The following is a 23751-nucleotide window of genomic DNA, read 5'->3' as shown; positions in this document are numbered from 1 at the left end:
TCAGCCATGCATCTGGGTGGAATCGAGGCGGCCCGCAACGTTGTGGGCCGGCGCGAGTTCGCTCGTTTCGATATCTTCGAGCGAACGGTTGCGCGTTTCGATGCCGAGGAAGAACACCACGCAGGCGCCGATCAGCAGCACCGCCGTGGTCATCCCGAACACGCCGAGGAAGCCGAGCATCGGATAAACGAGGCCGACCAGAATCGGCGCGCTGACCGAGCCGATGCGGCCGAACGACGACGACGAACCGGTGCCGGTGGTACGAACGGCGGTCGGGAACACTTCCGGCGTGTACGCATAGACACCCGCGAACGCGCCGTTCATGAAGAACGACAACGCGATGCCCGCGGCCATGATCTGAAGGCCGGTGTGCGAAAACGCCAGCGTGATGGCCGCGATGCCGCCGAGCGTCATGTACGAAGCGACCACCGCCTTGCGGCCGATCTTTTCGTTGAGCCATGCCGCCGAGAAATAGCCGGGAATCTGCGCGCCGTAAATCGCAATCGAATAACCGAAGCTTTTCGTGATCGTCAGGCCTTCCTTGACGAGCAGACTCGGGATCCACGAGAAGAACGAGTAATACGCGAAAGCGACCGAGAACCACATCAGCCAGCTGACCGCGGTGGTACGCGCAAGCCGCGGCGACCACAGCGCCACCACGTTGCGCCACGCGCTGCCGCCGGCCTTCGCCGGTGCCGATGCCGGGGTGGGTGCGGCGGTGGCGCCCGTCGGATTTACCGCGCTCACCGGTGCAAGCGCAATGCCTTTCGCGGCGAACCACGCTTCGATCTTGCTGACGATGCTGTCCGCTTCGGCCTCACGCCCCTGGCTTTCGAGCCAGCGCGGCGATTCCGGCAGCGTTCTGCGCCACCACAGCAGCATTACGACCGGCAGCGACGTGATGACCGCGAGATAACGCCAGCCGTCGACATAGTTGCGAACCACCGCGAAGCCGAGAATCGACGAGCTCAGATAGCCGAACGACATGAAGCCGACCAGCGCGCCGCAGAACATGCCGCGATAGCGGCGCGGCACGAATTCGGCGAGGAACGGCGCGATCACCACGGTCTCCGCGCCGGAACCGAAACCGGCCACCACGCGCAGCGCAAAGAACGTATGCCAGTCCTGAGCGGTGGCGCTCGCGAGCGACGCGACGCAATAGATCGCGAGCGCACTCATCATGATGCGGCGGCGGCCGATCACGTCGGCGAGTACGCCGGACAGGAACGCGCCGAAGAAGTAGCCGATATAGGTACTACTCGCGACGAGGCCGGTTTCGGCGCTCGTCAACTGCCACAGCTTGCTGACGACCGGCAGCAGGAATGCAAGCGACGACGAATCGAGTCCGTCGAACATATATCCCAACCCGCCGATCAGCAGCAGTCTGCGATGGAAGCTTGATATTGGCAGTCTTTCTAGACGGGCGGCAACGGCGGACACGGCAACTTCTCCCTGAAAAATGGCGCGCCGATCGAGGCGCGCTTCGTATTGTGTTTGCGCCGCCAGCGGCGGCTGATCTGGTGACTTACTGGTAAATGACGTCCCAGGCCGGGCTTATCGCCCGATCGCGTAGGCCTGCATCTGACGCGGCGTGGCCGCGCCGCGCATCAGGCCGTTGCGGATGCCGACCGCACACACGCGGCCCAGTGCCCACGGTTCGGCGACGGTCAGATCGTGGCCGCGCGCGCGCAATTCGGCGAGCGTGCTGTCCGGGAAGCGTGCTTCGGCGGACATCTTGCCGAGCTGCATCGCGCGCGGATAGAACGAGCCGGGGAAGTGCGCGGTCTGGAACGACGGGGCATCGGCGGCGGCCTGGAAGTTCATGCCGCCATGGATGTGCTTGAGGAACAGCTGCAGCGACCATTGATCCTGCTGGTCGCCGCCCGGCGTGCCGAAGGCGGCGTATGGCTTGCCGTCGCGCGTGACGAGCGTGGGCGACAGCGTGGTGCGCGGACGGCGCCCCGGGCCGAGCGACGACGGCAGACCTTCTTCCATCCAGAACATCTGCGCGCGCGTGGTGACGTTGAAGCCGAGACCGGGCACCGCCGGCGATGCCTGCAGCCAGCCGCCGGACGGCGTGGCCGACACCATGTTGCCCCAGCGGTCGACGACGTCGAGATGCACGGTGTCGCCGCGCAATTCGGGCAGCGGCGCGAACGTCGGTTCGCCCTGGCCGAAGCCACCCGCCTGTTCGCGGCCGGCATTCGCGATGATGCGCGCGGCGCGCTGAGCGCTGTCGCCGAGCAGACCCGGACGGAATTCGAACGACGCGTGATGCGGATCGATCAGCTTGCGGCGGTCGTCGTTGTACGCGTCGCTGAGCAGCACGTCCATCGGCACGTGCGAAAACGCCGGGTCGCCGTAGAACACTTCGCGATCGGCAAACGCGAGCTTCGAGCATTCGATGACCGTGTGGACGAAATCGGGTCCGAGCGGATCCATCGCGGACAGGTCGAAACCCTTCAGCAGCGCGAGCTGTTGCAGGAACATCGGTCCCTGGCCCCACGGCCCGGTCTTGTGCACGCGCAGGCCCGCGTAGTCGTACGACACCGGGTCTTCGTAGGTCGGCTCCCAGCGCGCCAGATCGCCGGCGTCGAGCAGGCCGTGGTTGCGCTGGCCGGACGTATCGAGCACCGCGGTGGAGCGGAAGTATTGATCGATCGCATCGGCGACGAAGCCGCGATAAAACACGTCGCGCGCGCGCTCGCATTGTTCGGCGCGGTCGCTGCGGGTATTCGCTTCGCGCAGGATGCGCTTGTAGGTTTCGGCGATCGCCGGATTGGCGAACAGGTGGTTCGGCTTCGGCGCTTCGCCGTTGCGCAGCCATTGTTCGGCGGAGCTCGTCCATTCGGTGCGGAAAAAGTCCTGGATCGCGAGGATCGACGAGGCCATGCGCGGCAGCACCGGATAGCCGTTTTCCGCGTAGCCGATCGCGTAGCTGAGTACGTCTTCGAGCTGCAACTGACCGTAGTCGCGCAGCATCGTCATCCAGCCGCCGAACGCGCCCGGTACGACCGCGGGCAGCAGGCCGGTGCCCGGCACGACGTCGAGCCCGAGCTTGCGCATCCGTTCGATGGTCATCGTGGCGGGCGTCACGCCCTGGCCGCATAGTACCCGCACCCGGTCTTCGCGCGCGCTGTAGAACACCACCGGCAACTCGCCGCCGGGGCCATTCAGATGCGGCTCGACGATTTGCAGCACGAAACCGGCGGCAGCGGCGGCATCGAAAGCATTACCGCCTTTTTCGAGGACGGCCATGGCCGACGCGCTGGCTAGCCAGTGCGTGGAGGCGACCATGCCGAATGTGCCGATCAGTTCCGGGCGGGTTGTAAACGACATGTACGACTCCTTGCGACAGCGGGCGAATAGCCGAACCAATATGAAATGGTTCGCGCGGTGAAAACGAAAGCGTAAGGCTTACAAGAGCGGGTTGCACCCAGTGTTAACCCGAAACATGCAACCCAGTATAGCCGAAGAAAAAAACTCGCGGTGGTGCTTGGTTCATTGGCGATGAGTCTGATATCGTTGAGACCAATACGCATTGGTTCGGTGAAACAGATGGCAAAAGCGGTATTGGATGCGCTGCTCGACTACGTCGGACGGCATCAACTGAAAGATGGCGATGCGCTGCCGCCCGAGCGAACGCTCGCCGAAGAACTGGGCGTGAGCCGCCGCGAGTTGCGCGCGGCGCTGGCGTCGCTGGAGGCGTCGGGCCGCGTATGGCGCGGCGTCGGTCGGGGCACCTATCTGGGTGCGCGGCCGCTGAAGTTCGCGCCGTCGCTGCGGGGTTTGCGCGCGGGCACCAGCCCGGCGGATATCGCCGAGATGCGGCTGCTATTCGAGCCGGCGCTGGCGGCGCTCGCGGCGACGAAGGCGAGTGGCGACGATCTGCAGGAACTGGAGAAGTGCGCGCGCAAGAATGCCGCCGCGAAGAACGATGACGAATGGCAGCAGTGGGACCACCGGTTTCACCTGCTGATCGGGCAGGCCACGCGTAATCCGGCGCTGATCGCGCTGATGGAGGTCATCAACGGCATGCGGGTGAAACCGGAGGTTCGCGAGAAAACCGTCGCGCAGGATACGCGGCAGTTTTTCGCGCAGCAGCATCAGGCCGTCGTCAACGCGTTGAAAGCGCGCGATGCCGAAGCGGCGGCGCGCTGCATGCGCGAGCATCTGCTGAGTGTGCAGTGGCGCGCGTCGGCCAAGGCGGACGAGTTGGTGGCGCGCCACGTTAGTAGTGTTTGAGCGATCGCTATCGTGATCGCTACCGCGCCAGCTTTCGGTTCAGCCGGCGCATGCCGTTGAACACCGCGTCGGCGACGTCCATCGGGAAGTCGTCGGGCAGTTGCGACGATACTGCGTCGATCACCGCATCCGTGCGCCCGGTCAAGTCGTCGATCATCGCGTCGACGTCGGCGGGCGGCAGTCCGACACGTTGTCCTTGCGCGATCCAATGTCGCCGCTGGATCTGATCGAGCAGATAGTGGACGTTTTTGGCGCGCACCGCCATCGCGAGTTTGACCTTTTGTGCCGCCAGCCGGCCCGCGCCGGAACCGATGATCGGATGCGCGGACAGCACGTCGTAAAGCGGCGTGGCTTCGTACTGGTTGCCTGGCAAGTGCGCGATGCTGAAGTTCTTCGCATGGCCATCGGTCGCGGCGAGTAGCCAGAAAATCATCTGCGTCACGAAGAAGTTGCGCCGGTCCGGGGCCGCGCGCGCGGACCCGGCGAGTATCTGCATGATCGCGTCGATGCCCGGGCCGCCGTCGGACTCGTATTTATGCAGCGCCGACATGCCGGTCGCCTGACACATATCTTCCTGCGGCAGCCGCACGATCCATGTCGCGTCGCTGGAGCGCCGGCGATCGAAGCGTTCGACGATCAACGCCTTCTGATCGTCGAAGCGCGCGATTTCGCAACGCGCGACGGACAGCCCATAAGCCGCGACGATCTGCGAGCACAGCCATTCGTTTTCCACCGACGTGCGCATATCGGCACGCATGTTGCCGACAAGCCCGAGTGGCAGCTTGAAGATATGCGTGGTCGGCGTGCTGCCTTCGGGTAGCAGCCAGCGGTTGCGGTCGCGCAGCAGCGCGGTTTTCTCCTGCGCACCGGCGATCGACAGCCGCAGGTCTTCCAACGGGTCGTGCTGACCGAGGGGCGCCGCCGATGTCGCGCCGCGCAGCAACGCGGCAATCTCCGCTTCGCTGAGTTCGCGCCCGTGGATGCCGGTGAGGTCGACGGGTTCTTCGTCGGGCGGCAGCATCTGCAATGCGCCGACGCAGTCGCGGCCGAGCGCGGCGAGCAACGCGAAGGGCGCGGTGCTGCCGGTTCGGTAGCGCGCGGCGATGCGGCGCCGGATCGGTTCGCTATCGGGCAGCAGATTGTCGAAATAGTCGGCGACGATCTGGCCGCGATACGGCTGATTGCCCGGCGTAAAGGGCAGCGATAGCGACAGCGGACGCCCTTGCGGATCGCCGATCCATTCGTCCAGATAGGTGAGCCGTTCGCCGCCGCGCGTCGTTTCCCAATGACCGACGGGCAGACCGTTCATCCACAGATTCAGGCGATTTGGTGTGCCGCGCGCCATGCTTACCAGTCCTCCCGCTTTTTGCCGGTGACCTTGGGAGCGGCGGTTTTCGTGGTAGTGCGTGCTGGCCTAGGCGCATTTTTGCCGTTCTTGCCTCGGACCTCGGGTGTGGCTGTTCCGGCAAGTTGCTTTACCGCATGCGTGGTGTGTGCGGTTTTTCCTGGCGAGCTTTGCGGGTTGCGGGCGGTGGGATTTGCGCGCGCCGTGCCGCTGCTGGCTGCGGCTGCCGGCACTTTTCTGGCGGGTCGGCGCGCGGGCGGACGTTCCGCTGCTGGCGGCGCCGTTTCCTCGATGACACCGCCTGTTGCCGCGTCGCCCTGTGCAAGTTTCATATCGACCTGCAATATCTGCAGAACCTTGAACAGCCGCTCGACGCTGACCGTGGCCGGATTGGCCTCGAGTTGCGCATAGGTCTGCTGGGTCACGCCCAGATGCGCGGCCATCGCGGCTTGCGTGAGCCCCGCGGCTTTTCTGAAGCCCTGCAGGATCGGCCTCAGCTGGTTCAGCGTTTTGATGGGGTAGTCCACGGTCGATCTCCGGTTCGGCGCAACGCGGCTACAGGCCAAAGCCTGTAAATGCTAGATACAGTCTATACTCTGTATTTGCGAAAAACAAGCTACAGGCTGTTAATGGATGTCGATGTCTTTCGCGTGCGACACCCCGTGGTGGATCGTTCGTCATCGCGCAACTAACCGTCTGCGATTTCAAGCTTGCCCGACGCTGCTACGCAGCCACGCGAGTTGCTGCCAGGCGTAATCGGCCATCGCAAGAACGGACGGTTTGCGCAGCAAGATTCAACACGCGCGCGCTCGTCACACTCCAGGCTGCCTAATCACTTCGCGCTGCCAATCCAGTTCGCGCAAAGCAGTGGGTCCCATCGGTAGTTATATTGGATAGCAGATATGAAGTCGTACCTGTTCCAGAATCGTTATGTACTATCGGCATTAGAAAAAGAAATGGACAGCAGTCGAATAGTTCAAATGTCAACTGCTGTGAATTAGTGCGAATTTCACGGACTTCAATAGAAATGACACGACGCACGTGCAATGTTCTCGATGCTTGGGAATCCACCCAAAAGAATGTGGTGTTTATTCGCATTGCGCTGCATTCCGTGTATATGCGAATCATACTTAGACACAATGTCACGGCTCGCTGCATTGCACTGAAATGAGCTTGGAAATTACTCAAAACGCTGTAGACTCTATACGGTGTCCGATGCAGCGAAGCCGGCACGGCACACCTCGTCAAGCCGAAATGTCACGTTTGTCAACCACTCCAATCTGTCGTGAGTTTTTCCGTCATTCAGATGTCCAGTACCTGTTAGAACTCGAATTGACGAATCATACCGACCGGTGAACCTGAAAGGAGATTCGACGAGACACACATCATCTTCAAAAGATCCCGATCAAGGCTGCCGGTTGCGGCTCTGCGGCAAGCCGCTGGAGAACATAACTTCCCTGGAGTATGTGATGGCAATCAAACCACAATGGCGAACGCTGATATCCGCGACTTTCCTGTCGCTCGCAATGATGAGCAATGTCGCGCGCGCGGAAAGCATTCCAATCGTCACCGGCCAACAGTGGGTGCAGTCGTCGGATGAAGCGAAGAAGGCGTACCTCGTCGGTATCTCCAATCTGCTCGATATCGAGCGCGCGTATGCCGGCAATATGGCGAACAACAATGACATCGCGCAACGCTTCGGCAAAGGTATGCAGGGCCAGACGCTCGACGGCGTGCGCACCGGTCTCGACCGGTATTACGCCGCCAATCCCACGATGATCCAGCATCCGGTGATCGAGACCCTCTGGTTTCAGATGGTCGTGCCCGGCCTGAAGAACAACCAGTAAGGAGGACGATCATGAAACGACTTGGATGGATCGTAATCATTGGCGCCTTTGTGATCATGGCCGGCTGTACCGATATGAGCCCGCAGGCGCAAGGCACGATGAGCGGTGCGGCGATCGGCGCGGGCGCAGGCGCGGGTATCGCGGCAATCTCGGGCGGCGATGCCTGGACCGGCGCGATCATCGGCGGCGCGGCGGGCGGGGTGGCGGGCAATATCCGCGGCCGTCAATAATTGCCTGTGAGTAGATGAAGTACATGAGGCCGGAGCGGGCACGATTCCGCTTCGGCCTCGATCGTTTTCCGGTCTGCTGCACGGCTCATCGCCGCAAGCGCGAACCGTCGCGATAGCCATCGGCCGTTTCAAGAATTCCTTGGCGCTGATTCCCCGCGTCAAATGTCAAATCACGGAGCGCATCCGGCTGATCAGTTAGCGCGTTGATCGTCAACATCCTCCGGGTTTTCACGCAAGTCATCTGTCCGTAAGCCAGGCGCGGTCGACGACATACCGCGCGCTTTGGCTATAGAGTTTGAACGGATGATTAAAAGCACTTAGGATATCCAGACCGGAACGCCGTCGCGCCGACGGCGTGAGCGCATCACGCATACAGCAGCTTGCGCTCGCTGCAACCTTCACCAGAGAACTCGAATGCTACGCACGTCGCTGAAGGTAATAAAGATAAGCGTATCGGTTTTGGTCCTGCTAGCGATACTCGCATTTGGATTGCGTGCGTGGTACTCGCAACGTGGGCCGGCTCTGTCGGTCTGGCATACCTATGTGCCGCGCGAGATGACCGTCGAGGAAATGAACACCGGCGACTGGAATGCCTACATGAAGGCAGAGAACCGGATCTTCGAAGACGTGCGCGTCAATGTCGTCGAAAAGATAAAGCCGTCCGAGCGCATTCCGGCCAACCGGTACTACGAAGGCTCGCCGATCTACCCCGCGCATTTCGCCGACAACTGGAACCACTCATACATTCTCGAACCTTCGGGGCCGCCCGTCGGTGCGGTGGTGCTGCTGCATGGGATGACGGATTCGCCATACAGTCTGCGGCATATCGCGCGTCGTTACCGCGACCGCGGCTTTGTCGCGATCGGCATCCGCTTGCCGGGGCACGGTACGGTGCCGGCGGGTCTCTCCGACGTTCACTGGCAGGAGTGGACCGCGGCTACGCGGCTCGCGGTGCGCGAAGCGCGCCGGCGAATCGGCCCGGACAAGCCGCTCGAACTGGTCGGCTTTTCGAATGGCGGCGCGTTGGCGCTGCAATATGCGCTGGATGCGGTCGAGAACCCGGCGCTCACGCGCCCGACTCGCGTGATACTGATTTCGCCGATGATCGGCGTCACGCGTTACGCGCGCTTTGCGGGTCTCGCCGGATTGCCCGCGGTGTTGCCGGCGTTCGCGCGCGCCGCGTGGCTCGGTATCGTGCCGGAATTCAATCCGTTCAAATACAACTCGTTCCCGGTGAATGGCGCACGGCAATCGTATCTGCTGACGAGCGTCATTCAGGAACAGATCGCGAGACTCGAACGCGAGAACCGGCTCGATACGTTGCCGCCTATTCTGACGTTCCAGTCCGTGACCGATTTTACGGTCAGCACACCCGCGGTGATGTCGTCGCTCTATGACAAACTGCCCGACAACGGCAGCGAAGTCGTGCTGTTCGATGTGAACCGCAGCGTGCGCTTCAGGACCTTCCTGCGCGTTGCGTCGTACACGGCGCTGTCACGGCTGCTGCGCATCGGTCCGCAGAACTATCGCACGACAGTCATCGCCAATGCGTCGCCGGACACCGCTCATACGGTCGAGCGCAGCGTCTATGCCGATGAAACTGAAACGCGCGTGAAGCCGTTGGATATCGACTACCCGCAGGATATTTTCTCGTTGTCGCACGTTGCGATTCCGTTTCCGATTACCGATGCGCTGTACGGCATCGCGCCGGACGACTCGGAGAACTTCAACGAGAACCTCGGCACGCTCGCGCCGCGCGGCGAGCGTGGCACGTTGATTCTGACGCTCGATTCGATGTTCCGTATCGCGTCGAATCCGTTTTTCCCCTATCTGCTGCAACGTATCGATGAAGGTATCGGCAAGATGCCGCAGCCGGTCGTCAAGACGCCGAAGCGCACGCATCAAACTGCTGATGGGCAGCCTGATAATTTCGGCGATGATTTGAATGCACTCGAACAGGTTGGGTCCGACGAGCCTTGAGCGCTTGATGTTTTGATTGGCATCCGGAGCGGCGGCTGTATCGTCGCCCGCTTCGCTTCGCGACAAAGCCCGCACATATCGGTGCGGGCTTTTTTTCGGCTTGAAGATGACGGCAGTTAACACGATCCGGGCTCGCGCGATTGCGCGAGCATCGTGAAAGCGCTTTCTGATCGAGGCCACACAACACATGCGCGCCGCTGTGGGCGCGAAACAGAATGTCAGTCATTCAAGCCAGACTGACGGGACGGCAAACGCCGGAGACCTTCAACGCGCGGCCTGCTTCACACTTGATCCACGCGGCAATGTCGGTCGATCCTAGCGTCCGCGAGAAAGCAGGTTATTCACCGACGTCACGCCATCGACCGCATTCGCGCTGCGTTCGGCCAATGCGACTTGCCCTCGCTCAGGCACCCATCCGATCAACGTGACAGCGCCCGATCGGGAGAACACAAATACGTGCGAAAGACTCACGCCGTTGCGCGCAGCATTGGACCGGACATGACTGGCGATTTGCTGGTCGGTCGCGTTCGAACTGGTGTCGGCATAAACGGCCGGCACGATGGTGCTGGACACCAGCAACGCCAGTGTGGAAGCAATAACTGTTTTCACGGTACCTCCTTGATACGCAGATGCGCCGGCTCACGCCGGCAGCAGGTCTTCCGGCTCGACTCCATGCGAGACCGTGGAAGTGCATCGGACCCAATCCTCTTTTCATTGCCCGCACTGCTATGCGCGGCAATCGTGTGTCGAGGCTTGGGCCGCTCGGACGGCGAGCACTCGCGTGCGGCCTGTCGTCCGAAGAATGTGTGTTGGTGTGCAGTGTTCGAGCGGGACGTCGCGCGCGCGGCGTGGCGGGGGAACAGCTGGAGCCGGAGACCCGGGTCTGCACGAAGCATTGCACCCGAGTCATTGCGCCTGAAGCACGCAAATCCATCGAATGCCTTGATGACAGACCCGCGCCCGGTGTTCGATCCAACCCGGACCCGGCTCTTTGCCCGGCATCACTCGTTGATGATAGTCGCTAATTTGCGCGCCTGCCGACGGCGGCGGTGCCCGTCGCCCTGATAAATCCGCCGGTGCGACGCACGCGCGTCGTTGCATCTTCACAACATTCAACACCGCCCGGATCGGCATTCCGCGGCTCTTGCCCGCCTCCGCAAGCCCAGCGCGATGCTTCGCGCGACGCGTACCCACTTTTTCCGTGCATGGACTCAAACCGATTTGCCAGGCAAGTGACCATCGCGTGATGGTCACGAAGCGGGGTGCTACATCGGCTTCAAATCGCGCGCAACTGTTATCGGTAACAGCGTTTTCCCTGAGCCGAAAGTTGAATACGTGACGCGAGGGCCATTCCTATAATCGCCTCGAAATGTGAAGCCGGCATTTCAGCGAGAGCGGGGAATGTGTAGAGAGAACGCATGCATCCTGCGCGGCTTGGAGACGCCTAAATATATATAGGAAATCTAATGAGGAAAAAAGTTCTTGCCCTGTCGATCATGGCAGCGATGTCGACGGTAGCGAATGCGCAGAGCAGCGTCACGCTGTACGGCCGTATCGATAACGGCTTCCAGTTTGAAACCGGCTTGCCGGGTAACAAGAACGCGTGGGCTGCGCAGAGCGGCAATTGGGGCTGTTCGTGGTTCGGCCTCGAAGGCGCGGAAGATCTCGGCGGCGGCACGAAGGCGATTTTCCAGTTGGAAGGTCAGCTCAATACGCAGACCGGCGCATCGGCAGGCAATCTGTTTGGCCGCCATGCGACGGTTGGTTTCACCAACGACCACTACGGTCTGTTCAAGATGGGTAACCTCGGCGCGGGCGAACTGTCGCAGGACAGCTGGGGCACGGACCCGCAGTTGATGCAGCGCTACGCAATCTCGACGCTGGTGCGCGGCCGTAACTGGGCAAGCGCAAGCAACGGCGCGGAGTACAACACGCCGGTGCTGCTCGGCGGCCTCGTCATCAAAGGCCAGTATGCGTTGACCAACAACACGAGCTGGAACTCGGCGCCCGTCAATGCGCAAGGTGTGCCGACCGGCCAGGGCCGTACGAATGCGATCGAAGGCATTTACACGTTCGGCAGCGGTGACTTCCGCGTGATTTACGACGAAGTGCGCGGCGCCGACGGTTCGTTCAACAACGTCTATTCGGCGTCCCGCTCGATTCTCGCTGGCGGCACGTATGTGATCGGTCCGGTGAAGTTCTACGCGGGCTACCAGCACCTGAGCGCGCCTGACGCGACCAACACGAGCATGGGCGTAACCAATGCATCGCAGCCGCTCGGCGTCAGCGCACCGACGTCGGTGAATCACGAGTGGCTCGGCGTTGCATGGCAGGCCACCGATGCCACGGCATTGACGGGCGCGGTTTATCACGCGAACGCGAACAACGGCAACGGTAACGCGACGCTGTTCACGCTCGCCGCGACGTACGCGCTGTCGAAGCGCACGTTCCTATACACGGAAGCGGGCTATGTGCACAACAGCTCGACGTCGAACCTGAACCTCGGCAATGGTCCGTACGGCAACAACAACTTCGACGCGGCCACCGGTGCATCGTCGAACGGCAATCCGAGTTATGGCCACAGCCAGACCGGTGTCTTCGCCGGCGTCATGACCACGTTCTAAGTTGCATCTGTCTGACCTGTAGTCGTAGTGATCTCTTTGTTTCAAGTACTGCTTCTATCTCTTTCATAGAGAGGCCGGTGCGACGCTTCCTCCACCCTCGTCGCATCGGCTGCTTTTTCACCTTTTTAAAGTCGTATCTGAACAGCGTCGCGCTTATTCGCATTTGAAAGCGCTTGCAAAAAAGTATTCACACTGAACCCATGACCGACGACGGCCACAACGAAGAACCCGGCGCATCCAACGCACCGAACGTACCCCATGCGCCCAACGTGACGCTCGAGGAAATCGCGCGTGCTGCCGGCGTTTCGCCGAGCACCGTGTCGCGCATCCTCAATGGGACGGCGCGTGTTCTTCCCGCCAAGCAACAGGCGGTGGAAGAGGCCATCGCGCGGTTCAACTATCGGCCGAACGTGCTCGCGCGCGGCCTCGCAAGCGGCAGGACCGAAACGGTCGGCGTATTGACGCAGGCCGTGTCCAGTCCGTTTTACGCCGAGTGGTTGCGCGGTATCGAAGAAGCACTGTATGGCCCGGGCTTTACGCCGATCTTCGTGAGCAGCCGCTGGAATCTCGATGACGAGAAGGCACGCCTTGAGCAGTTCATCGCACGGCGCGTCGACGGCATCATCCTGTTGCACGCGCAACTCGACGAGCCGACGCTGACCGAATACGCGAGGCACGCGCCGATGCTCGTGCTGGGGCGCTCGGTGCAAAACAGTGCGACGCTGGCGGGCTTGCCGTTCGACAACCGCCAGGGTGCGCGCGATGCAACCCGCCATCTGCTCGATCTGGGCCATCGCGAGATCGCGTTCATTGCCGGGCCCGCCAGTCACGAGGATGCGCTCGAGCGTCTCGACGGCTACCGGATCGCGCTCGAAGAAGCGGGTATCGGTTTCGACGCCAATCTGGTCGAGCAAGGCGACTACCTCGAAACGGGCGGACTCGCGGCGATGGAGCGGCTGATGACGCGCCATTCATCGTTCAGTGCGGTGTTCTGCGCGAACGATCAGACCGCTTACGGCGCGCGTCTCGCGATGTTCCGCCGCGGCGTGCGTGTGCCGGAAGACGTGTCGCTGGTCGGCTTCGACGATCTGCCGACGTCATCGTATATGACGCCGCCTTTGACCACGGTGCGTCAGCCGACCTATGAAATCGGTCGGCTCGCCGCGCGCGGCATCGTGCAGATGATTCGCAAGCAGCCGATCGCGCTCAGCCGGGTTCCGATCACACTCGTGACGCGCGAAACCACACGCCGGTTCGAGCCGCCGGTGAGCCGTGGAGATTCACGTGCATAGCGGTTGACGGACATTTTTTGCACCGCGTTTGAAAGCGCTTGCAAGCATCAGCAAGCAACGTGGCCTTCTATCGATAGCAATAGAGAAACAAGCAGCGAAAACAGCAGCGATACAGCAGCAAAGACAACAGGAGAAGCACGCAAGCAGTAACAGGCAATCATCGAATGCCACTCACACAAACGGTTCAAATAGGAGACGAGTAATGAAATTCCGCTTTTCAGGCTCTGCCGCCGCAGTTCTGCTCAGCCTGGCCGCAGTCGGCGCGCACGCCAACACGACGTTGACGGTCGCGGTCTTTCCGAAACTGGATCAGGAAATCAAGGACGCGCTTCCCGCGTGGAAGAAGCTGCATCCGGATGTCGATATCAAGGTGTCGTCGCTCGCGATCGCCGACCACCACAACGCGATGACGACCGCACTCGCGACGAACTCGGATCTGCCCGACGTGATGGCAGTCGAGGTCGGCTTTATCGGCCGCTTCGCGGCGGGCGGCGGTCTCGAAGACCTGTCGAAAGCGCCGTATAACGCGGGCCAGTATAAGAGCGAGTTCATTCGCTACACGTTCGCGCAGGCCACCACGCAGGATGGCGCGATCGTCGGCATGCCGGCCGACATCGGCCCGGGCACGCTGTTCTATCGCAAGGATATTCTCGACAAGGCCGGCGTGACCGAAGCCGATCTGACGAAGTCGTGGGACTCGTATCTCGAAGCCGGACAGAAGATCAAGAAAGCGACGGGCGCGTACCTGATGGCGTCGTCGCGCGATATCGAAGACATCTACATTCGCGCCGATCTGAAAGAAGGCGATGGCGTCTATTTCGACAAGGCGGGCAATCCGGTCGTGACGTCGCCGCGTTTCGTGAAGGCATTCGAGCTTGCGAAGAAAGCGCGTGACCTCGGTCTCGACGCGAAGATCACGCCGTGGTCGAACGAATGGGCCGAGAGCTTCAAGCGCGGCACCGTCGCGACGCAGATGATGGGCGCGTGGCTCGGCGGCCATCTGTCCTCGTGGATCGCCCCTGACACCAAGGGCCTGTGGCGCGCGGCCAATCTGCCGAATAACGCGTATGCATCGTTCGGCGGCACCTTCTACGCGATCCCCGCCAAGGCCACGCAAAAGCCGATGTCGTGGGAATTCATCAAGTTCCTGACGACGCGCCAGGACACGCAGCTCGCTTCGTTCCGCTCGATCGACGCGTTCCCGGCACTGCTCGCCGCGCAGAACGATTCGTTCTTCGCCGAACCGGTTGCGTTCCTCGGCAACGAAAAGGCCCGTTTGATCTGGCGTGATGCCGCGTCGCACATTCCGGCGATCCAGCGCAGCAAGTACGACCAGGTGGCGGAAGAGGCGGTCCACTCGGCGCTCGACAAGGTTGTCGACGGTGGCGAAGACGTCCATACCGCGCTGCAGGAAGCGCAGGATCAGATCTCACATCGGGTGCGCCGTTAAGCGGTTTGACGAAAACGGCGCGGCACAGTGTGGCATCGGCCGCGCCGCGCCGGAAGTTTGCTGCAAACAGCGTGGCCGGTCACCGACCCCGGCCACGCCCGACTGGACGGAACTCTTGATGAATACTCCGCTGCCCACCACCGAACAGGTCGCTCGCAAAGCGGGCGCGAGCGCGAATGCAAACGACGCGCTCGCGCCGCTCGCCGCGCCGCGCGGAAGATCGCGCCTCAATACGGTGAAGATCGCGCCGTACCTGTTTCTCGGCCCATTTTTTCTGCTGTTCGCGCTATTCATTGCCTTTCCGCTGCTGTTCTCGCTGTATCTGTCGTTCCAGAGTTGGGACGCGACGGCGGGACTGGCGAGCATGAAATGGGTCGGGCTGTCGAACTTCACGTTCACGCTGACCGACCCGTGGTACTGGAAGTCGCTGTACAACACCGCTTCGATGGCGATCATGTCCGGCGTGCCGCAACACCTCGTTGCACTGCCGCTCGCATTCTTTCTGCAAACCGCATTTCGCCGCTGGCGCAATTTCGTGGTCGGCCTGTACTTCCTGCCATTTATCACGTCGAGCGTCGCGATCGCGCTGATCTTCTCGTCGCTGTATTCGACCGACTTCGGCATGATCAATCTGGCGATCGCCGAGATCGGCAAGCTGCCCGGCCTGCACTGGATCGTGCCCGCGCATCCGATCGAATGGCTGTATAAGCCCGCGAGCGTGAAGCCGGCGGTGTCGATCGTGATCTTCTGGCGCTATGTCGGCTGGAATACCGTGCTGTATCTGTCCGCGCTGCAAACCATTCCGAAAGACCTGTACGAAGCCGCGCGCATCGATGGCGCGAACGGCTGGCAACAGTTCACGCGTATCACGATTCCACTGATCAAGCCGATGATCTTCTTCGCGGTAACGCTGTCGATCATCGGCGGTCTGCAACTGTTCGAAGAGCCGTTTATCCTGCTGCCGAACGAAGGCATGGGCACGAGCCAGTCCGGTTTGACGACGGCCGTTTATATGTATCGCACCGCATTTCACGACGGCGACTTCGGTACCGCGAGTTCGATCGCATGGTTGCTGTTCATTTCGATCTCAGCGCTGATGTGGCTCAACACGCGCATCTTTCACCGCAGCGGTATGAACGAGGAGACACAGCGATGAAATCGTCGAACAACAAGGCCCGTTATACCGGCTATGCCATCGTGCTGGCGGGCGCGCTGCTGATGTTCTCGCCGTTCTACTTCATGTTCGTGTTCGCGACGCACACGAGTTCCGAGATCTTTTCGATGCCGCCGCCGCTGTGGTTCGGCAGCGCGTTTCTCGACAACATGGCCTCGCTGATGCGGCATATCCCGTTCTGGCGCAATCTCGGCTGGAGCTTCTATATCGCAACGATGCAGACGGTGCTGACGCTGCTCGTCACGTCGATGGCCGGTTACGCATTCGCGATGTACGAATTCCGCTTCAAGAAGACGCTGTTTGCTGTCGCGCTGACGGCGATGCTGGTGCCCCCGTTCCTCAGCATGATTCCGACCTTCATGACGATGAACCTGCTCGGCTGGATCGATCAGCCGCGCGCACTGTATGTGCCGGGCGCAGCTGCCGCGCTCGGGGTGTTTCTGATGCGCCAGTACGTTGCGTCGGCGATTCCGGCGGATCTGATCGAGGCGGCGCGCATCGACGGTTGCGGCGAATTCCGCATCTACTGGAGCATCGTGATGCCGCTGCTCGGGCCCGCGTTGGGCACGCTCGGGCTCATCAGTTTCATTCAGGCGTGGAACAATTTTCTATCGGCGCTCGTCGTGCTGCGTTCGCCGTCGATGTACACGCTGCCGCTTGCGCTGCGCATTCTGCAGAGTCCGACCAATTCCGATTGGGGCGCGGTGATGGCAGGGTCCGCGGTCGCGGTGCTGCCGTTGCTGATGCTGTTCGCCTTTACTTCGCGGCGTTTGATCGACGGTTTGACGACCGGCGCGGTCAAGGCCTGATCTTCCTCCATTCATTCCGCGCCATCAGCCGGCGCGACCAACCAGGACAACATCATCTATGTCGACGTATCGATTCAATGAAGACTTCGTCTGGGGCGTGGCCACCAGTTCCTACCAGATCGAAGGCGCAGCGCACGAAGACGGCCGCGGACCTTCGATCTGGGACGCGTTCTGCAACGTGCCGGGCAAGGTCGTGAACGGCGAGAACGGCGACGTCGCGTGCGATCACTACCACCGCCTCGAACAGGATCTCGATCTGATGGCGGATCTCGGCGTCAAGGCCTACCGCTTTTCGATCGCGTGGCCGCGCGTGCAGCCGACCGGTCGTGGCGCATTCAACGACAAGGGCCTCGCGTTCTACGACCGTCTGGTCGACGGTCTGCTCAAGCGCGGGATCCAGCCGTTCGCGACGCTGTATCACTGGGATCTGCCGTTGTCGCTGCAGAACACGCAAAACGGCTGGGAAAGCCGCGACACCGCGTATCGATTCGCGGACTACGCGCGCAAGATCGGCAGCGTGCTGGGCGATCGGGTTGCATCGATCGCGACGCATAACGAGCCGTGGTGTACCGCATGGCTTGGCAATGCGACCGGCTATTTCGCGCCAGGCAATGCCGATCTGAAGAAAGCGGCGCACGTCGCGCACCATCTGCTGCTGTCGCACGGGCTGGCGTTGCAGGCGCTGCGTGCCGATGGCGTGAAGGCGCCGCTCGGCATCGTGCTGAACCAGTCGCCGGCGCATGGCGCGACCGATTCGCCCGAAGATCAGGCCGCCGCGTCGCTCGAATACGCGAAGTTCGTGCGCTGGTACATGGACCCGCTGTTCAAGGGCGAATATCCGGCCGAGGCGCTGCAATGGTACGGCGACAACGGTCCGCAAGAGGTGGTCCTCAGCGGCGACTTTGACGTGATCCGCACGCCGATGGACTTTCTCGGCATCAACTACTACACGCGCATTTTCGCCAGTGCATCGGGCGACAAGCGTCCGCCGGGCGTGCTCGGCTTCACCGACATGGACTGGGAAGTCTATCCGCAAGGCCTGACCGAATTGCTGACCGGTTTGAACGCGGAATACAAACTGCCGCCGATTTACATCACCGAGAACGGTTGTGCGGCGAAAGACGTGCTCGATAACGGCCGTGTGCATGACGCGGATCGCGTGCGCTTCTACGACCTGCATCTGGCCGCGTTGGCGGATGCGGCGCAACAGGGCGTCGATGTGGCCGGCTATTTCGCGTGGAGCCTGATGGACAACTTCGAGTGGGCGTCGGGCTACGACAAACGTTTCGGCATGGTGTACGTCGATTACGCGACCCAGCAGCGCACGCTGAAGGACAGCGCGCTGTGGTATCGCGACGTGATCGCGGAACACACCGGCGTCGCCGCTGCCCGCTAACTCGGGCAGCGCACCGTACCTCGCGTGGCGCGCAAGTAGTGGGGCAGTGGGATAGCGTCACGCGGGGACCGCATGCAAAGGATTCAGGAGAAGCAATCAAATGGGCGAACTCGTATTGCGCAACGTCACGAAGACGTATGGCGAAGGACCTCAGGTCATACAGGGCATCGATCTTCATATCCCGGACGGTCAGTTCACCGTGTTCGTCGGGCCGTCCGGCTGTGGCAAGTCGACGATGCTGCGCATGATCGCGGGGCTCGAATCGGTGACGGGCGGCGATATTCTGATCGACGGCGTGCGGGTCAACGATCTACAACCGGCGGACCGTGGCATCTCGATGGTGTTTCAAAGCTACGCGCTGTACCCGCATATGACGGTCGCGGAAAACATGGGCTTTTCGCTGAAGCTGTCGGGCAAGTCGAAGCAGGAAGTGCGTAACGCGGTGGGGCGCGCGGCCGAGATTCTGCAGATCACGCACCTGCTTGAACGCAAGCCGAAGGCGCTGTCCGGTGGGCAGCGCCAGCGCGTCGCGATCGGACGCGCGATCGTGCGCAAGCCGCGCGTGTTCCTGTTCGATGAACCGCTGTCGAATCTCGATGCGGCGCTGCGCGTGCAGATGCGTATCGAACTCGCGAAGCTGCATCGCGAACTCGGCACGACGATGATTTACGTAACGCACGATCAGGTCGAGGCGATGACGCTCGGCGAGCAGATCGTCGTGTTCAACAAGGGCAACATCGAGCAGACCGGCGCGCCGCTCGAACTCTATGAACTTCCGGCCAATCGCTTCGTCGGCGGCTTTATCGGCTCGCCGCAGATGAACATGCTGGCCGCGACGCTGGTGTCGCAAAGCGATACGCAAACCGTCGTAATGCTGAACGGCGGAAGCCAGCGCATCGTGCTGCCCGGTCGTACCGATCGTCCGATTAGCGGTGAACTGACGCTTGGCGTGCGTGCGGAGCACCTGAGCATCGGCTCGCTCGAGGAAGGGCTCGCCGCGTGCGTGGAACTGATCGAGCATCTCGGCGACGTGTCGATTCTGCATGCGCGCCTCGACGGCATCACGCACGCGATTGCATTGAAGCTCGACAGGAAGGATGCGCAGCACGCGGTGGGCGCGCGCGTCGGCATCAAGGTCGCGTCGTCGTCGGTCACGCTGTTCAATGCGGATGGCGCGGCGGTCGCGTTCGAGCGGCCCGAGGTGGGCGAGGATGCGCGCGCGGTCGCTTGACGTGACGCTTGCGACGATCGAGTGAGCGGCGGAGAGGCGATGACGAAAAACGTATCGAATGACGAGTTCAGATCCGCAGCGAGCAAACGGTCAACGCGGCAGCCGGCGCGTGAGAAAAACGCCGTTGTAGCGGACAACCAGGAGCGCGTCGCCGACACGCACGACGCACATGGCCACAGGCTGCAACAACCGCGCGAGCCGCTGTATGTGCGGATCGTGCATTTCGATGTGGAGCGTTCCTGTGGACCGCTTCCTTCGGATAACAACGAGGATTGATTCTGGCAAGCGCGTGCCGCACGGAATTTAGCGAGGCGCCGTGTTCGGCTTCACATGCAATTAACGTTAGCCGTATCGGTGCATTCTTGCTGTGAGCTATCGAATCCTTTCTGTACGCTTTCGTCTTGGTGGGCTTGGCCTGAGAGAATGTGGGCCGGCTGTTCAGATAGTAGCGAGCGGCCTGGGTAAACTCCGCATGGCGGCCGGAAATCCGCGCCATTAACATCAACTAACGTTAAGGGTAACGTTCAGTATGTCCGTTCTTAATTCGAAGACCTACAGCAAGAGCGAATACCGACTCCCACAACGTGCCGCTGCGCCGTCCGGATCGCCTGATTACAACCCGGGTTGCGCGAAGCGTATCCGCTCAGTACGACCCCCGAAGCATCCACGAAACGTATCGATTATATGAAAGCGCGTCGGCCGCAAGCGAGCATTCGTGCGACGCGCGCTGCCGGTGCGAAACGTGTCGCGGTAAGGGTGAGGCTGAAGCGGGAAGCTGCGGGCAGGCAAAGAGGCAAGGTCGATAACGAATATCGGGCCGGCGCATGCAAGCATTCGAACGCAGGCGCCGGTCCGATGCAAAAAATAACCGTTTGAATTGTGATGGGTGGAGAGTGTCATGGAAAAGCGAGTATCGAAAGCCATTTTCAAGTCCCGGGCCTGCGAACTGTTCCGTCAGGTCGAGACGTTGGGCGAGACCGTCGTGGTGACGGACCGCGGCCAACCTACCATCGAAATCCGGCCTTATCGCAGCAAGCAGGAGAATCCGCTCGAACTGCTGCGTGCGTCGATCACCCATTTCAACATCAAGCACGCGCTGAGCCCGGTCACGGCCGAGCAGGACGACTGATGATCACGCTCGATACGCTAGCGCTCGTGTGCTGGCTCGGCAGGCAGAAAGCGCTGAGCCAGGCCGCGCACGATGCGATCGATCGCGAACTCGACGGCGGCGAGATACTCGTCTCGGCGATCAGCGCGCTCGAAATCGCGGAGTTCGTGAAGGTCGGCAGCCTCGGGCTTTCAATGGATGCGCGCAGCTGGCTGTCGACGTTTCTGTCGCTGGACGGCGTGCGGATGATTCCGGTCGATACCGAGATCGCGTTGCGCGCGGCCACCCTGCCGCCCGCGCTGACCTCGCATCAAAGGTTGATCGTCGCGACCGCGCGCACTTACGGCGGCGCGCTCGTGACCTCCGATGCGAAGGTGCGCGCGTCGACTTACGTCGAAACAATCTGGTGACGCACGCGCCGCTGCCTGGCCCGCACGGGCCCGGTGGAGTCGCGCACGACCAGTTCGGCCGGCAGCGTGATGCGCTGTGACGCGGCGTCGATGCCGGCGATCTGCGCAAGCAGCGTGTTGACCGCCGAGCGCGCCATCTGCTGAAACGGCTGACGGATCGTGGTGAGTGCCGGATGAAACTGCTCGGACATCGGAATGTCGTCGAAGCCGATCACCGAGATGTCGTCCGGCACGCGCAGGCCCGCCTCGCGAATCGCGGCGATCACGCCGAATGCGCTCTGGTCATTGGCGGTGAAAATCGCGGTAGGCGGGTCGGCGAGATTGAGCAGATCGAACGTGACGTCGAACGCCATCATCTGCGACAGGTCGCCCGCGGCGATCAGCGAGTCTTCGCGCGGCAGGCCGAGCCGGGCCAGCGTGTCGCGATAGCCGCGTTGCCGGTCGCGTACGCCTTCGATCGTTTCGTCGCCGGCGAGAAACGCAATGCGCTGATGGCCGAGTTCGGCCAGATGCTCGACTGCCAGACACGCGCCGCCGTAGTTGTCGACCGAGACCGATGGAAAGCCCGTCAGCGTACCGCGCTGATCGACGACGACGACCGGCACCTTGGCGGTGGCGAGCGCTTCGAGACACAGCGATTCGCGCGGCAGGATCGCGAGGATTCCGTCGGAGAACTGTTGAATCAGACCGAGCAGATCGTGATGGGTATGGCGATCTTCATCGAACACCGTGTAGACCAGCATCTCCATGCCCGCGCCGCGTGCCGCGCGGCCCGCGCCGAGAATCAGTTCGCTGGAGAATTGCGTGTCGAGTGTCGGGGTGATGATGCCGATGATGCCGTTGCGCCCGCCCGAGAGTTTCTGCGCGGTGCGGTTGACGACGTAACCGATGTCCGACGCGATCCGCAGTACTTCGTCGCGGGTTTCGCGCGACACGCCGGGGCGGCCGTTCAGCGCGCGCGACGCGGTCATCTGGGAGACCCCCGCGAGCTTCGCGACATGCTCGAGCGTGGGGGTTTGCCTTGCCATGGGAGCTGCAGGTCTGCGAGAAGTCGTCATAGTTGTTCGACTCGCTAATCACGTTAGCGATACCGTTTATGTGTCGGATATTCTAGCAGAAGCCTTCGAATTGGCGGCTGCCCCGAACGGCTTAAACTTATGCGCCACGCAACGGCTAACGCCCGTAGACCAGGTAAAATCCCGCATAGCGGCAATTCCTGTACCGTCCTAACATTCACTAACGTTAAGGCTAACGTTCGCACTCCGGCGGCATCTTAAAAATTCCAGAAGAGGAGACAAACACATGGCGTACCCGGCTTTGCTGAAAGCGCGGTCCATCATCGGCGCAACGGCGCTGCTATTTTCGTTGTCCGCAGTCGTTTCGAACGCCGTCGCGGCGGAATCCCCCAGCACGATCACCGTGTGGGACCAGCAGACCAATGCGTCGTCGAGCAAGATCATTCGCGACGCGTCGGATCGCTTCGAAAAAGCGGACCCGGGCTACAAGGTCGAGAATTCGCACGTGTTGAACGAGGCCTACAAGACGAAGCTGAAGGTCGCTTTCGGCGCGAACCAGCCGCCGTGCGTGTTCGAGAACTGGGGCGGCGGCGGTCTGCACGAGTACGTCAAATCCGGCCAGATCGTCGATCTCACGCCGTACCTGAACAAGAATCCGGCGTATCGCGGCCGCTTCATGCAATCGTCGTGGGATGTCACGACGTTCGACGGCAAGACCTATGGCGTTGCTGCTGAAAACGCGGCAGCCGCGGTGATCTTCTACAACAAGGAAGTGTTCAAGAAGTACGGCATCACGCCGCCGAAGACGTGGGATGAACTGATGCACGTCGTCGACGTGCTGAAGTCGCACAATGTCGCGGCATTCTCGCTCGCGAACAAGAACAAGTGGACGGGCTCGATGTACTACATGTACCTCGTTGACCGTATCGGTGGTCCGCAAGTGGTGAAGGACGCGCTCGCGGGCAAGGGTAAGGGCTTCGAAGACCCGGCATTCGTCGAAGCCGGCAAGCGCATCCAGGAACTCGTGAAGGCGGGTGCATTCGCGCCCGGTATCAACGGCCTCGATTACGACTCGGGCGCGTCGCGCCGTCTGCTGTACTCGGGCAAGGCCGCGATGGAATTGATGGGCGCGTGGGAAGCTTCGACGATCGCGAACGAAGATCCGGCGTTCTCGAAGGATCTCGACTTTTTCCCGTTCCCGAGCGTGCCGGGCGGCAAGGGTGATCCGCGCGACCTGATCGGTACGGTCGGCGATGGCTTCCTGAGCATCTCGGCCGAGTGCAAGACGCCGGAGGCAGCGTTCAAGCTGATTCAGGCACTGACCGACGACCAGGCGATGCAGGCTCGCGCATCGGATGACCACAAGCTGCCGCCGGTCAACAACGTGAAGATCGACGATCCGTTCACGCAGCGTCTGCAGAAGTTGCTTGCCGACGCGCCGAGTGTGCAGTTGTGGTACGACCAGGCACTGCCGCCGGCTCTCGGCGAAATGCACAAGGACACGACGCAGCAACTGTTTGGCCTGTCGCTGACGCCCGAGGCTGCCGCGCAGAAAATGCAGGCCGCTTCGAAGAATGGCGGCTAATTTCCCGTC

Annotated in this window: 20 protein-coding genes; 14 read left to right on the top strand and 6 right to left on the bottom strand. The window is 61.7% G+C overall.

The genetic code is table 11. The annotated features are described in order from the left end of the window. Together L0U82_RS33660 and L0U82_RS33655 are read right to left on the bottom strand one after the other, a co-directional pair. Positions 1–1440, bottom strand: a complete 1440-nt coding sequence (locus tag L0U82_RS33660) for an MFS transporter (protein WP_233837941.1) — start codon at positions 1438–1440, stop codon at positions 1–3. Positions 1441–1554: 114 nt separating this feature from the next. Beyond that, entirely contained in the window at positions 1555–3339 is a 1785-nt protein-coding gene (locus L0U82_RS33655; protein WP_233837939.1) for a gamma-glutamyltransferase family protein, read from the bottom strand. A 219-nt stretch (positions 3340–3558) separates the two neighbouring features. Between L0U82_RS33655 and L0U82_RS33650 the strand changes: the two genes are divergently transcribed. Beyond that, a complete protein-coding gene (locus L0U82_RS33650; RefSeq protein WP_233837937.1) occupies positions 3559–4245 on the top strand; it encodes a FadR/GntR family transcriptional regulator in 687 nt (228 codons plus the stop codon). Positions 4246–4264: 19 nt separating this feature from the next. On the opposite strand, the gene L0U82_RS33645 is transcribed toward L0U82_RS33650, so the two are convergent. Beyond that, the gene (locus tag L0U82_RS33645) at positions 4265–5590 is read right to left on the bottom strand and encodes a type II toxin-antitoxin system HipA family toxin (protein ID WP_233837935.1); all 1326 of its coding nucleotides are present in this window, start codon (positions 5588–5590) and stop codon (positions 4265–4267) included. Between the two features lie 2 nt (positions 5591–5592). Continuing rightward, a complete protein-coding gene (locus tag L0U82_RS33640; protein WP_233837933.1) occupies positions 5593–6117 on the bottom strand; it encodes a helix-turn-helix transcriptional regulator in 525 nt (174 codons plus the stop codon). A gap of 942 nt (positions 6118–7059) precedes the next feature. On the opposite strand from L0U82_RS33640, the gene L0U82_RS33635 reads away from it, so the two are divergent. From L0U82_RS33635 to L0U82_RS33625, 3 genes are all read left to right on the top strand, one after another. Then, the gene (locus tag L0U82_RS33635) at positions 7060–7437 is read left to right on the top strand and encodes a hypothetical protein (protein WP_233837931.1); all 378 of its coding nucleotides are present in this window, start codon (positions 7060–7062) and stop codon (positions 7435–7437) included. Between the two features lie 11 nt (positions 7438–7448). Further along, entirely contained in the window at positions 7449–7667 is a 219-nt protein-coding gene (locus tag L0U82_RS33630; RefSeq protein WP_233837929.1) for a YMGG-like glycine zipper-containing protein, read from the top strand. Positions 7668–8081: 414 nt separating this feature from the next. After that, positions 8082–9647, top strand: a complete 1566-nt coding sequence (locus L0U82_RS33625) for an alpha/beta hydrolase (RefSeq protein WP_233837927.1) — start codon at positions 8082–8084, stop codon at positions 9645–9647. Between the two features lie 315 nt (positions 9648–9962). On the opposite strand, the gene L0U82_RS33620 is transcribed toward L0U82_RS33625, so the two are convergent. Beyond that, on the bottom strand, positions 9963–10256 hold the full coding sequence (locus tag L0U82_RS33620; RefSeq protein WP_233837925.1) for a BON domain-containing protein: 294 nt from the start codon (positions 10254–10256) through the stop codon (positions 9963–9965). Between the two features lie 857 nt (positions 10257–11113). Here L0U82_RS33620 and L0U82_RS33615 point away from each other — a divergent pair. From L0U82_RS33615 to L0U82_RS33575, 9 genes are all read left to right on the top strand, one after another. Further along, positions 11114–12271 carry a porin gene (locus tag L0U82_RS33615; protein ID WP_233837921.1) on the top strand — a complete coding sequence of 386 codons (1158 nt, stop codon included), beginning with the start codon at positions 11114–11116 and terminating at the stop codon, positions 12269–12271. Between the two features lie 200 nt (positions 12272–12471). Beyond that, positions 12472–13563 (top strand): LacI family DNA-binding transcriptional regulator, encoded by a 1092-nt coding sequence (locus L0U82_RS33610; RefSeq protein WP_233837920.1) that lies wholly within the window; start codon positions 12472–12474, stop codon positions 13561–13563. Between the two features lie 202 nt (positions 13564–13765). Next, positions 13766–15013, top strand: a complete 1248-nt coding sequence (locus L0U82_RS33605) for an ABC transporter substrate-binding protein (RefSeq protein WP_233837919.1) — start codon at positions 13766–13768, stop codon at positions 15011–15013. A 118-nt stretch (positions 15014–15131) separates the two neighbouring features. Then, entirely contained in the window at positions 15132–16169 is a 1038-nt protein-coding gene (locus L0U82_RS33600; protein ID WP_233837917.1) for a carbohydrate ABC transporter permease, read from the top strand. Next, complete coding sequence (locus L0U82_RS33595; RefSeq protein ID WP_233837914.1) at positions 16166–16996, top strand: carbohydrate ABC transporter permease; 831 nt, start codon at positions 16166–16168, stop codon at positions 16994–16996. The genes L0U82_RS33600 and L0U82_RS33595 overlap by 4 nt, the downstream gene beginning before the upstream one ends. Before the next feature lie 58 nt (positions 16997–17054). After that, positions 17055–18392: a GH1 family beta-glucosidase gene (locus L0U82_RS33590; RefSeq protein ID WP_233837913.1), complete on the top strand. Its 1338-nt coding sequence runs from the start codon at positions 17055–17057 to the stop codon at positions 18390–18392. Positions 18393–18492: 100 nt separating this feature from the next. Continuing rightward, positions 18493–19623: an ABC transporter ATP-binding protein gene (locus L0U82_RS33585; RefSeq protein ID WP_233837911.1), complete on the top strand. Its 1131-nt coding sequence runs from the start codon at positions 18493–18495 to the stop codon at positions 19621–19623. A gap of 898 nt (positions 19624–20521) precedes the next feature. Next, positions 20522–20752 carry a type II toxin-antitoxin system Phd/YefM family antitoxin gene (locus L0U82_RS33580; protein ID WP_233837910.1) on the top strand — a complete coding sequence of 77 codons (231 nt, stop codon included), beginning with the start codon at positions 20522–20524 and terminating at the stop codon, positions 20750–20752. Next, the gene (locus L0U82_RS33575) at positions 20752–21141 is read left to right on the top strand and encodes a type II toxin-antitoxin system VapC family toxin (protein ID WP_233837909.1); all 390 of its coding nucleotides are present in this window, start codon (positions 20752–20754) and stop codon (positions 21139–21141) included. Before L0U82_RS33580 ends, L0U82_RS33575 begins: the two co-directional genes overlap by 1 nt. Here L0U82_RS33575 and L0U82_RS33570 read toward each other — a convergent pair. Then, positions 21120–22169 (bottom strand): LacI family DNA-binding transcriptional regulator, encoded by a 1050-nt coding sequence (locus tag L0U82_RS33570; protein WP_233837908.1) that lies wholly within the window; start codon positions 22167–22169, stop codon positions 21120–21122. The two genes, L0U82_RS33575 and L0U82_RS33570, sit on opposite strands and share 22 nt — an antisense overlap. 274 nt (positions 22170–22443) lie before the next feature. Between L0U82_RS33570 and L0U82_RS33565 the strand changes: the two genes are divergently transcribed. Continuing rightward, positions 22444–23742 carry an extracellular solute-binding protein gene (locus tag L0U82_RS33565; protein ID WP_233837907.1) on the top strand — a complete coding sequence of 433 codons (1299 nt, stop codon included), beginning with the start codon at positions 22444–22446 and terminating at the stop codon, positions 23740–23742. Positions 23743–23751 lie beyond the last annotated feature (9 nt).

The organism is Paraburkholderia sp. ZP32-5 (genome assembly GCF_021390495.1).
In the GTDB taxonomy this organism is placed as follows: domain Bacteria; phylum Pseudomonadota; class Gammaproteobacteria; order Burkholderiales; family Burkholderiaceae; genus Paraburkholderia.
This window is presented reverse-complemented; position numbering and strand designations above follow the sequence as displayed.

Excerpts from the sequence above, each read along its gene's own strand:
- L0U82_RS33575 (WP_233837909.1), top strand. The coding sequence starts at position 20,752 with ATGATCACGCTCGATACGCTAGCGCTCGTGTGCTGGCTCGGCAGGCAG.
- L0U82_RS33650 (WP_233837937.1), top strand. The coding sequence starts at position 3,559 with ATGGCAAAAGCGGTATTGGATGCGCTGCTCGACTACGTCGGACGGCAT.
- L0U82_RS33635 (WP_233837931.1), top strand. The coding sequence starts at position 7,060 with ATGGCAATCAAACCACAATGGCGAACGCTGATATCCGCGACTTTCCTG.
- L0U82_RS33625 (WP_233837927.1), top strand. The coding sequence starts at position 8,082 with ATGCTACGCACGTCGCTGAAGGTAATAAAGATAAGCGTATCGGTTTTG.
- L0U82_RS33645 (WP_233837935.1), bottom strand. The coding sequence starts at position 5,590 with ATGGCGCGCGGCACACCAAATCGCCTGAATCTGTGGATGAACGGTCTG.
- L0U82_RS33590 (WP_233837913.1), top strand. The coding sequence starts at position 17,055 with ATGTCGACGTATCGATTCAATGAAGACTTCGTCTGGGGCGTGGCCACC.
- L0U82_RS33630 (WP_233837929.1), top strand. The coding sequence starts at position 7,449 with ATGAAACGACTTGGATGGATCGTAATCATTGGCGCCTTTGTGATCATG.
- L0U82_RS33655 (WP_233837939.1), bottom strand. The coding sequence starts at position 3,339 with ATGTCGTTTACAACCCGCCCGGAACTGATCGGCACATTCGGCATGGTC.
- L0U82_RS33615 (WP_233837921.1), top strand. The coding sequence starts at position 11,114 with ATGAGGAAAAAAGTTCTTGCCCTGTCGATCATGGCAGCGATGTCGACG.
- L0U82_RS33570 (WP_233837908.1), bottom strand. The coding sequence starts at position 22,169 with ATGGCAAGGCAAACCCCCACGCTCGAGCATGTCGCGAAGCTCGCGGGG.
- L0U82_RS33610 (WP_233837920.1), top strand. The coding sequence starts at position 12,472 with ATGACCGACGACGGCCACAACGAAGAACCCGGCGCATCCAACGCACCG.
- L0U82_RS33580 (WP_233837910.1), top strand. The coding sequence starts at position 20,522 with ATGGAAAAGCGAGTATCGAAAGCCATTTTCAAGTCCCGGGCCTGCGAA.
- L0U82_RS33595 (WP_233837914.1), top strand. The coding sequence starts at position 16,166 with ATGAAATCGTCGAACAACAAGGCCCGTTATACCGGCTATGCCATCGTG.
- L0U82_RS33565 (WP_233837907.1), top strand. The coding sequence starts at position 22,444 with ATGGCGTACCCGGCTTTGCTGAAAGCGCGGTCCATCATCGGCGCAACG.
- L0U82_RS33605 (WP_233837919.1), top strand. The coding sequence starts at position 13,766 with ATGAAATTCCGCTTTTCAGGCTCTGCCGCCGCAGTTCTGCTCAGCCTG.
- L0U82_RS33600 (WP_233837917.1), top strand. The coding sequence starts at position 15,132 with ATGAATACTCCGCTGCCCACCACCGAACAGGTCGCTCGCAAAGCGGGC.
- L0U82_RS33585 (WP_233837911.1), top strand. The coding sequence starts at position 18,493 with ATGGGCGAACTCGTATTGCGCAACGTCACGAAGACGTATGGCGAAGGA.